The sequence below is a fragment of the Vibrio sp. 970 genome (assembly GCF_033339075.1).
In genome coordinates this window covers 1-515 of sequence record NZ_JAWOTW010000830.1, presented here as the reverse complement: position 1 = coordinate 515, position 515 = coordinate 1, and the positions used below count along the sequence as shown (strand labels likewise).

Genomic DNA, 515 nt, shown 5'->3' with positions numbered 1-515 from the left:
CAATAATGCAGTAGAGTGCGGAGATCTAAAGTTTTCTCCTGCTATAGGTGCGGATGCTATTGTGTTTGCTAACTGGTCTATCGCATTTGGTTCTAACGCGCTTGCGCAAAACGCATCGAATAGTCGCTGTATACAACGAATCCAAGACCCATTTTCTGTGTTGCACAATGCGAATATGTTATTAGACGGCTTAGGTTGGGCGCCACTTTCTACAGAGTGGGACTATAGGAAAACCTGGCGTCGAGTAGAACAGGAACTCTTTAGCGAAGAGATGGCTTGCTGAGAAACAGTGAACCGTGAAATCGGTTACAGAAGCCAATCCAAACGATGATTGGCTTTTTTATCACACCAAAGTGACGAATCGTCAATATTTGACTTAAAAGATGATGCTTAAGGTGAAGAACCTAGAGAGGCATTTGAAAAGTTACGTAAAAACTAGAAAACAGCGCGGGCTGATTTTTTTAGTTTTTAAATTTGACGAAACGTCACAAAGGAGAGTGTGATGCCACACCGTA

The 515-nt window shown here is 42.3% G+C and carries 1 pseudogene; it reads left to right on the top strand.

Features of this window, described 5'->3' with window-relative positions:
- Positions 1-283: pseudogene (locus R7Q11_RS29440) on the top strand (TetR/AcrR family transcriptional regulator); the annotation flags it as partial.
- Positions 284-515: the final 232 nt, after the last annotated feature.